Source organism: Bacillus sp. LR--39 (genome assembly GCF_053613335.1).
In genome coordinates, this window is record NZ_JBSIOT010001068.1 from 1 (window position 1) to 641 (window position 641).

Sequence of the window (641 nt, forward strand, 5' to 3'; positions counted from 1 at the left end):
ATACCGGATTTACGGGTTTTTACTTTCGCGTGCTGAAAGAAGGGTTCGTCTGTAAGGAGCATGGTCTGAAACGAATCTCACGCCACCCTAAAGGCATTACGATTTCATACGCAAATCGCATCAAGCATCATGAAAAGAACGATATTGAGGGCATCAAAAAACTTCTCGAGGTGGAGGAACTGTCGGCAAATTGGCGTGCATCATGTTTAAAACGGCTGAACGGCTTTGAGCCGGATGACCGCGAAAGGCTGACGGGAGGTCTGAAGCAGGGTTCTTAACCAAAAGGAAAAAATCCTCTGCCGACCGGCAGAGGATTTCGGTTAAATCGAGCGGATGATTCCGCCCTCCACTCTTTGAGCTGAACCGTTGATAGCCGCAGCTTTTTCGGAAGCGAGGTAGACGATCGTACTCGCCACTTCTTCCGGTTTTGCATAGCGCTGAATCAAAGAAGTCGGCTCATTCACTTTGAAATAATCTTTGACAAAGGTGTCTAAATCGGTTTTCTCCTGAGCGGCGGCACCTTCCATATAATTGGCGACGCCTTCCGTCCAGGTAGGTCCCGGAAGAACAGAGTTGACGGTCACATTTGTCCCTTTTGTCATTTCGGCCAAACCTCTTGACAAACTGATCAAAGCGGTTTT

The 641-nt window shown here is 48.2% G+C and carries 2 protein-coding genes; one reads left to right on the forward strand and one right to left on the reverse strand.

The features are described from left to right. Positions 1-278, forward strand: a 278-nt coding sequence (locus ACWHAR_RS28475; protein ID WP_452088621.1) for a 3-alpha domain-containing protein, incomplete at its 5' end; no start/stop codon positions are given. Between the two features lie 42 nt (positions 279-320). On the opposite strand, the gene ACWHAR_RS28480 is transcribed toward ACWHAR_RS28475, so the two are convergent. After that, positions 321-641, reverse strand: a 321-nt coding sequence (locus ACWHAR_RS28480; protein WP_452088622.1) for an SDR family oxidoreductase, incomplete at its 5' end; no start/stop codon positions are given.